Annotated in this window: 4 protein-coding genes; 1 reads left to right on the plus strand and 3 read right to left on the minus strand. The window is 42.2% G+C overall.

All coding sequences use genetic code 11. The features are described 5' to 3' along the window. Window positions 1-471: 471 nt before the first annotated feature. The 3 genes from ACED42_RS02500 to ACED42_RS02510 all read right to left on the minus strand — a co-directional run bounded on the left by ACED42_RS02500 (window position 472) and on the right by ACED42_RS02510 (window position 4,893). Entirely contained in the window at window positions 472-2,604 is a 2,133-nt protein-coding gene (locus tag ACED42_RS02500) for a GNAT family N-acetyltransferase (RefSeq protein ID WP_371701288.1), read from the minus strand. A gap of 91 nt (window positions 2,605-2,695) precedes the next feature. Beyond that, window positions 2,696-3,670: a ParB/RepB/Spo0J family partition protein gene (locus tag ACED42_RS02505; protein WP_371701290.1), complete on the minus strand. Its 975-nt coding sequence runs from the start codon at window positions 3,668-3,670 to the stop codon at window positions 2,696-2,698. A gap of 5 nt (window positions 3,671-3,675) precedes the next feature. Beyond that, window positions 3,676-4,893: a ParA family protein gene (locus tag ACED42_RS02510; protein WP_009846016.1), complete on the minus strand. Its 1,218-nt coding sequence runs from the start codon at window positions 4,891-4,893 to the stop codon at window positions 3,676-3,678. 1,261 nt (window positions 4,894-6,154) lie between these two features. Between ACED42_RS02510 and ACED42_RS02515 the strand changes: the two genes are divergently transcribed. Continuing rightward, window positions 6,155-8,134: a replication initiator protein RctB domain-containing protein gene (locus ACED42_RS02515; RefSeq protein WP_017100481.1), complete on the plus strand. Its 1,980-nt coding sequence runs from the start codon at window positions 6,155-6,157 to the stop codon at window positions 8,132-8,134. Window positions 8,135-8,436 lie beyond the last annotated feature (302 nt).

Genomic DNA, 8,436 nt, shown 5'->3' on the forward strand with positions numbered 1-8,436 from the left:
TTAGAATCACTACAGTAGAATAATCAGCGTCACATCACTTACTTTCGATGTTGCAAAGGGACTCATAAATAAGACTGACCGATTCTAATCTCTTCTTCACCTTTACAAAAAAGATTCTTTCACGATTTTTCAAACTATGAATATTGGGTACGAGCATAAGATCGCAATACAGCGACGGATCTTCATCACCAAACGATTCGGGATGAATTGATGTGATAATATGAAATTATACCTTCCAAACAACGGCGATGATTAGATCGGTAGAATTGAGATAGGAAATGAGCGCCATGATGGACATGTTCAACAAATTGAGAAATTGCATAAAGATTGGATAATTGAAATCACATAGGTCATTACATACCGCGGTTCAGTTTACAGTGTAAATCCGGCCTTCTAATTTACACTGTAAATCTAATTAACAGCTCGACATATGCTCTGTCGTTCCAAATTTAGTGACGATCGTTGATCTACCTATTTACAGTGTAAATTTGATAGTAGAGTACCGACATCTTTTCTAAACTGTAGCTCAGCTTGTTTTCGTCCGACTAGATTAAACTGTTCGACACAAGTCCCCCACTCTTTCTGCTGCACGACTTTCGCGATAAGTAAGTCTGAAACAACGAAACCTGTATCGATTATAGCGTCAGGTTCAGCTATGTGAGCTTGATGACCATTACTCTGGAGAATCAAATTCAGGGCACTGAAACCAATGCTGTCGTAACTATTACCACCATCGACATAATTCCTGAGGAGTTGGATTTCAGACTCTGCCATAGATTCCGCTTGCCTTGGCAATAATGCGCGCACCATATCAACCTCGAGAGAAGCCAAAGAACCAGAAGTGAGAAAACAGAAACTACGTTCAAAGTGACTTATCAGATTGTAGGCCCAATTCTGTGCGCTTTTATTAAGTGGCTTAACCATCAATACCGAGTGACAGCCGCTTGCTTGATCGCGCTGGTGGCCAATGTGCACAGGTACAAAATCGTTATCGCGCCAGAATGAAATCAATTCACTGGTCGCGCCAAAGCTCGTTGCTAAGTAATCCGCCTGATTAGTTTGCTTTGACAACTGCCCCAACATCCAACGACCAATCCCCGAACCTTGATGACGTGTTGAAACGGCAATACGCATAACTCGAAGGCAACGACTGAGCGCCGCTTGTGTACAACCCAGTTGGTTTGCGAGTAACACTGGAGCTAGGTGACCTTGAGGTCTTCGTTTTCCAAGTTGAATCTGAGCAATCAGATCGCTATCCAACCCACCTTCTTCAGTTACCAACATACAACCTAAACATTCGTTTTTCTGCCAAGCAGCGTACAAACGGATTGCTGGATTGTTGAGAAACTGCATTAGATCGTTTGGTGACGTTTGATAATGAGCGTCAACAAGAAGAGAAAAGCATTGCTGTAGCGGCTCCGGGTTCGCCAAGCATTCTGCCTTTGATAACTCGACCAAGCTCAGTTGGTTGATTGCCAGATCAGAAAAGCTATCTAACTCATGAATCACCGAGTCACTTAGCGACGCGTCGTTACCAAGCAAGAAGCAATCAAACAACCAACGCTCTAGTGGATCATTGCGATTCCAACGAATGGGCTGATCGAGCTTAAAACCTTTCCACCCCGGGCGATGCTCTGAAAGCCAAGACTCGAACTTAAGTCCAAACCCTCTCCCACTCCCCTCGTATCCGTGAACGGTGGTTGAAAAAACCATACGATGATAAATGCCAACCATAGATTTGAGCATCGGGATTGGAATTGCAGCCGCTTCATCGACTAATAGCAAATCACAATCAGGCTTAGACTTAAGTAATTCATCTGGTGCTACGAATCTTAAACTTCCGCTTTGATAGCAAATGTAAGTTGCGTTGAGCACTTCACAGTCTTCTAGGCTTTGACTCGCGTGGAAAAATACAGGCTCGATTGCTTTCACTGAAGGCGCTGTCACGATGATATTTAATCCATGACGCTCAACCAAAAGCTGAGCAGCGGCAATGCCCAATGTAGAGCTTTTACCACGCCCTCTATCTGCCGTGAGAACTAAAGGTCGTTTACGATGCCCAGACACCACTTTTTTAACCAACTCAACAGCCAGATTTTGCTGTTCGAATTTGTCCAAACTGTTTTCAAAGTCTTGCTTGAGAGGAAGTGCTTTAGTCGCTAGAACAACATCGTCTGTTTCGTTGTGTTGTGAAACCGAAATGAGCTTATTGAAATTCTCCTTTAACCAACGTTGGCCAAAGCTCTCGTTATCTTCAGAGTCATCAACTTTTGGCGGCAGCACCAACAACAGCCCACCACCGATTAACGAACCTAGTGCAGCGCTAAAACCATTCGCATCAAACTGCTCTCTAAAATCACAAACAAGAACTTGGGACTCACGACCAAGCAATTGTTGGCCTTTTTTGACTGGAGCATGAATCACTCCTTCAAACGGAGTTCCACCAATCTGGAAGATGCTCGGAGTGTACGAATTTTCAAGGAAGGTTAAAACAGCAGAGTTTTGCCAATCAAAGTCGCCATCAAAGACCACACCGTAACGGTGACCATTGTGTTGGGCAATATTAGAAAGTGTATGCAGAAAAGTATTGGTTGGGTTTGTCATAGTTAGCGTCCAGATTCATCTAAACACAGTTTATCACAGCCAAATAAAAAGCCGCATAAAGCGGCTTTAGAGGAGTAATGAAAGTCGTGACTTAGTCTAACTTAGATTGTACGAATGCTATGATTTCTTCCATTGTTGTATCATCAACTTTCTTAAGATTTAACGCCAAGTTTGAACCCTTACGGCTATATGACGCTCGACCTTTAATAAGTTCAACTTTTGGAGAAGCTTTCTTCGCGGGTGCTGGTGCTAGTTCGAGCACCCAACCTTCTAAAGTCTCTGTCACGTCTTTTGTTAAACGAGTTACGCCTTGAGCTTCGCTGCGCTGCCACACAAAACCTTCAGAAGCACCACACTTGGTCAGTAATGTTTGTTGCTGCTCACTAGTAAGACCGCTAAATTGTTTGTGTAACTTAACAATAGTCGGACGGCCAAGATCGCTCACATTTGGGTAAGCTTGTAATAATTCAAGTGGTAAAGCGGCCGCTTTCAACGCGCCACTCACCAAAGCTTCACTGCACTGGAACATTTTAGCGAGTGCTTTCTGGTCTTCAGCTTCGCCTTTATCAAGCTTCGCTTGCATCTCCTTCCCCTTCTCATAGAGAGAAAGTGGTTTATGAGCGTTAGCTACATCTGATAAAAACTTAGCATGTTCGCCGTTAATGTTTTCAGCGACATAGATCAAGAACTCTTTGTCAGCCAAAATACATGACATACGACGACGGCTACCATCAAGAACTTCAATCTTGCCGTCTTTGTTCTTACGGCCAACCGCTGGATATTGCTGGCCGCGCTCTTTAAGCGTAGTTAGTACGTCAGAAAGCGCATGCTCATTCAAGAAAGACTGCTCACGAGCATTCTCTTCAAAAACAACCGTTCGTGTTGCTACATCAGCGGCTGGAATTCGAACCAATTCAAATGAAACTAAATCTTCACCCGCAACAGAAAGCTCAATCACTTGAGCTTGCTCTTTTACCGCAGTTTGAGCTTCTTGTGGCGTAGCTACGCGACGTTTGTTTGCTTTACCAAATAGCTTTGCATTTAAGTCAGATGTTTTAATTGCCATTCTTGTTATCCCTGATTAAGTGAAGGCCAGTTGCTATGTAATACACGCTCTAATTCTAGAGCACTTTTTTGTACTGCGTCTTGAGCCACAGCCAGAGTTTTCTTACCGCCCTCAAAGTCGCTTACCGTCAGATCGAAAACCGTGCTGTAAGTGTCAGCACAAGTTTCAAAGGCGCGGCTTCTTGGAATCGTGGCCATCATTACTTGGTCATTCAACAGGTAGTTCATCTCAGTCAGAACTGATACCTGCTTTTTATTGTCGTCTTCAAACATCGTTGGCATTAGACGAACGAACTCAAGCCCTTTCCAATCGTCCGGGAACATTTCATAAACCGTTGGCAAGTGCTGGAAGAAGTTAACCGTTGAAGCCCAGTCCAAACGCTTGGCTGCACATGGTATTAAAAGTGCGTTCGACGCGTACATTGCATTCCACACTAACGGGTCCACGTGTGGTCCAGTATCAATCATGATCACATCAAAATCATCGGCGATTTTGTCGATAAGCTTTTCTTTCAAAAGACGAACAATATCAAGTGACTGATCTCTAGACAGACTTTGCCATGCTTCAGCGTTAAACATCGCATCTTCTGGGAAGGCTGAAATAGTCTTCAAATTAGGATACTGAGTTGGCAACAGCACGTTCTTACGCAAGAATTCTAGGTCAACATCCTGCTCTTCTGGCACATTATCCAACATGATATCAACTGCAGAATAAATGCTGTCATGCTCTGCACCACTAATTTGTGGGTTTAAGAACAGACGCAAAGAGCCTTGTGGATCCAAGTCAATCAAACAGATACGGTAGCGCTTGTCCAAATTTAGAGATAAGCACGCAGCTAAGTGAACTGCCGTCATTGATTTACCCGTACCGCCCTTTTGGTTTTGTACGTTGATAATCCATGGTTTGTTGTCAGCATGCTGCTTACGTTGATGGAACTTCGGCACTTCTGCCGCGTCCATCAACATGTGAGCTTCTGTCAATGAAATCGAGTAGTGATTGGCATTGTTCTTTGTAAACTGATGGCCATCAGCTTCAAGTTTAGTGATCGCTTCATCGAGTTTACGACGCGTTAAACCAGAACGAGTCTCCATCATAGCTTTAGACATTGGAGGGAAATGTTCATCACTTCGCTCTTCCAAAATAATCTCAATTCGGTCAGCCTGAACTTGTTGAGTTTGTTCGGCTAGCTGATAGAGCTTATCAATCGTTTGTTCTCTTTTCATTGCCAGTTTCCGTAATGATTAACTAAGTACAAATTGTACAGCGATTAACAACAAACACAACAAAAACATGAACATGCATTTATGAGTAAACTCACATAAAATAGACAGTGTTTTTACAATTTGATGAAACATCACCTCAGAGTAATACTGAAAGTCATCATTTTCATCATGCACAACCATGTTATTTCTAGTGCATATTTAAAATGTTACAGCATCACTTATTTACAATGTAAATGAAATTATCGCTAAAAAACTGCGGAACGATTGAAACACAACTATAGATTACGGTTGGTGTGATTTGCATTCGAATTTATAGATTTTCAATTCAATAAAAATTAAAAAACGCTCAATGGACAAAAAATTCAAAACAGAAGAGAAGAGGAGGTGCAAAAAAACAACAGAGGATTCTAACCTGAGCGGAAGAATGATCATGGTACATATCCAGTGTAAGATAATTAATAACACCCAATTATGAAGCATGATCAAGGCGTAAACTTAGCAATATTGATCCGAACAACTGCACATTACAAATGATCAAATTACGGAAAAATGATCAAGTAAATATCGTTCCGGAAGCATGTAATTTAAGAGCTAAGTTACGGACAAATGCTTTTGCAATGGGGATTCAACGCCTATAAGGGCTCAATGATTGAAAATTCAATCTACACTGACCGAGAATACGCAAACATGACAATTTCATGATCATGCTTCCAAGTTAACTCCCACCTGCGCTAAATACATCAAAGCTATCCATTTTCAACAGATACAGATTAAATTTTATCCTCAATAGGGCGGGAAGGATAAAAAAGTACCATCACTTGATCATTGTTCCAATAGATTGGCCATCATAAATATCCACATTGATGTGTATGAAGTGACTTAGAAGATGATGTTGACTTCCGAACTGTGGATAAGCTGTATAAGTATAATGATCATGCTTTCAAGCCAATAATGATCATGCTTACAATGACTTAATGATCATACTTCTGAAGTTCTGTGATCATGCTTTCTTTGATTTAATGATCATAGTTTCGGGGTTTTTATGATCATGCTTTCCAAGGGGGTTTATTTTAAACGTTTAAATTCAGCAACTTAAAGGCAAAGAAACAGCCAGATCATTAGATCACTTAATCATTTAAGATCATATTAATCAAAAAGATCAGTTATTTAAAAGCCAATAAATTCTCTTTATTTATGATCATTCTTTCTTTATCATTCAGGAACTATAGTGAAATTACGGTTAGTGTGATACGGATCAAAAATGAAACCAGAAGAGAAATTGTTAATTAAGGCACGAAGCCACAAAGATGGTCATTTATTTGAGGTATCTGAAACAGCCGTTGAATGGATAGAACAATATCAGCACTTCAAAGGTGTCACCAAAAGCATTGTTGAGCTTCTTAACCTAATTTCACTTCGTGGGTTTAGCAGCAAAGACGGTTACGTTTCCACTACCGAGATTATTGAATCAACCGATGGCCAAGTTACTCGTGCAGCCTTACAGCAAAGGTTAAGAGCTGCGGTTAGTATCGGCCTTTTCAGACAAATTCCGGTTCGCTTTGAAGAAGGTCTTGCTGGCAAAACTATGCTGCATCGCTTTGTGAACCCAAACCAATTGATATCGGTACTGGGTGCTACTAGCTTAGTGACAGAAAGCGTGAAGCAAAATGAGAAGCAAAAGCGATCTAAAGCTCTAGCTCAAACCAAAGTCAACAAGCGCTTATTGAATGAACACGGACTCAATACCCCACCAACGATGAAAGACGAAGCCGATCAATTTATTGTGTCGCCAACTAATTGGGCGGGTATTATTGATCAAGCCTTAGCGCCCCCTAGAACGCGCAAGAGCTACCAAAAATCAATGGTTTCGATCTCTGGAACTCGAGCGGTGATCGAGACACGATCTTCAAAAAACATTATGACGGTTGATGATCTGATGACGCTATTCGCGTTATTCACGCTTACTGTTCAATATCATGATCATCACCAAGATGATTACCATCTAGACGCGAAACACACACCGAACAAAACACCACTTTACATCACGGATATTTTGTCCTTGCGTGGCAAGAAAGACAGCGGGCCGGCACGTGATTCGATCCGTGACAGTATTGATCGTATCGAATTTACCGACTTCCAATTGCATGAGCTCACAGGCCGTTGGCTTAGCGAGAACATGCCAGAAGGCTTTAAGAGTGATCGTTTCCGATTCCTAGCTAGAACCATTACCGCATCGGAAGAAGCGCCTACAGAAGGCTCTGACGGCGAAATTCGCATTAAACCGAACCTGTACATCCTGGTTTGGGAACCGTCGTTCTACGAAGAGCTGCTCACTCGTGATTATTTCTTCCTATTTCCGCCAGAAATCCTGAAGCAACATACCTTGGTCTTCCAAATGTATTCGTACTTTAGAAGCCGTATGGCACGCCGCCATACAGATTGCATGTTGCTCAGCGAGCTGAATCAGAAACTGGCGCGTAACATCGATTGGCGTCGTTTTTCGATGGATCTGATCCGCGAGCTCAGAAAGTTAGGTGAAGTAGGGGATCAAGAAGATACCTTCCTGGTTAACCTTTGGGGGTATCACTTAACGATCACCGCGTTGATCGAAAAAGGCAAAACGACTGATTATCAGGTTGATATCAAATGTAATGTGGAAGAAGTCTTACGTTACTCAAGAGCACGCACCACCAATGCAGGCAAGCGTAATATGGCACCAACGTTACCGAACCCACTGCGTAATGAAATGGTGTCTAAGCAGAAATTGGAAGAGTTGTCTGAGATTATTGATGGTGAGTTTGAGCCAATTCAGCGCAAAGCACCGTCGCCAAGAGGCAAATTGGGACGTCGAGTTAAGCAGCGTAAACACTCTGTTGAGATCAACGCTGACGAGATCATGATTACTCTCTCTAAATATACCTCTGCAGAGGCTCTAGAACGCAGTATAACGGCTTTATCTGCTATGACAGGGCATTCACATGCTTCAATCAAAGAAGAGTGTTCTGAGCTCATTGAGAAGCTTGATTGGTTGAGAGTAGGGGAGGACGTTATCCCATACGAAACACTGAGTCGCTTGATTGAGCTTTACAACGACCGTGACAGCACCAGCAATCGACACTTGTCTATTGAGCGTTTGATCTCTGGTTTAGCTGTGCGTCGTAAAGTGTGTAAACAAGTTCACGAAGGTCATTTAGACGAAAACGTGTTCTTAGCGCTCGACGAAATGGCGATTGGCCACTAGTCACCAATCAATGTCACTGCTCAGCTGTAAGAAGCCCATATTTACGGCCGACGAATGGATAGTTTGAACACATTAGGTGCTGATTAAAACCGCACCTAACGCTGACAAATTGATGACAATGTAGCGCATCCAGTTGATTATTATTTATCCCGAATAGACAACCTTTTGTCCTTTCTTATGATTAATAGATTGGCTCATATTTTGTTACATCATACTGAATAGATTTTTGCGAGTTCCTAAGGGACTCGCTTTTTTTTGGTTCATCGCGGATTAGCGGGAACTTAAAACAAAAACGGTAGTAA

The organism is Vibrio sp. FF145 (assembly GCF_041439075.1).
In the GTDB taxonomy this organism is placed as follows: domain Bacteria; phylum Pseudomonadota; class Gammaproteobacteria; order Enterobacterales; family Vibrionaceae; genus Vibrio; species Vibrio tasmaniensis_A.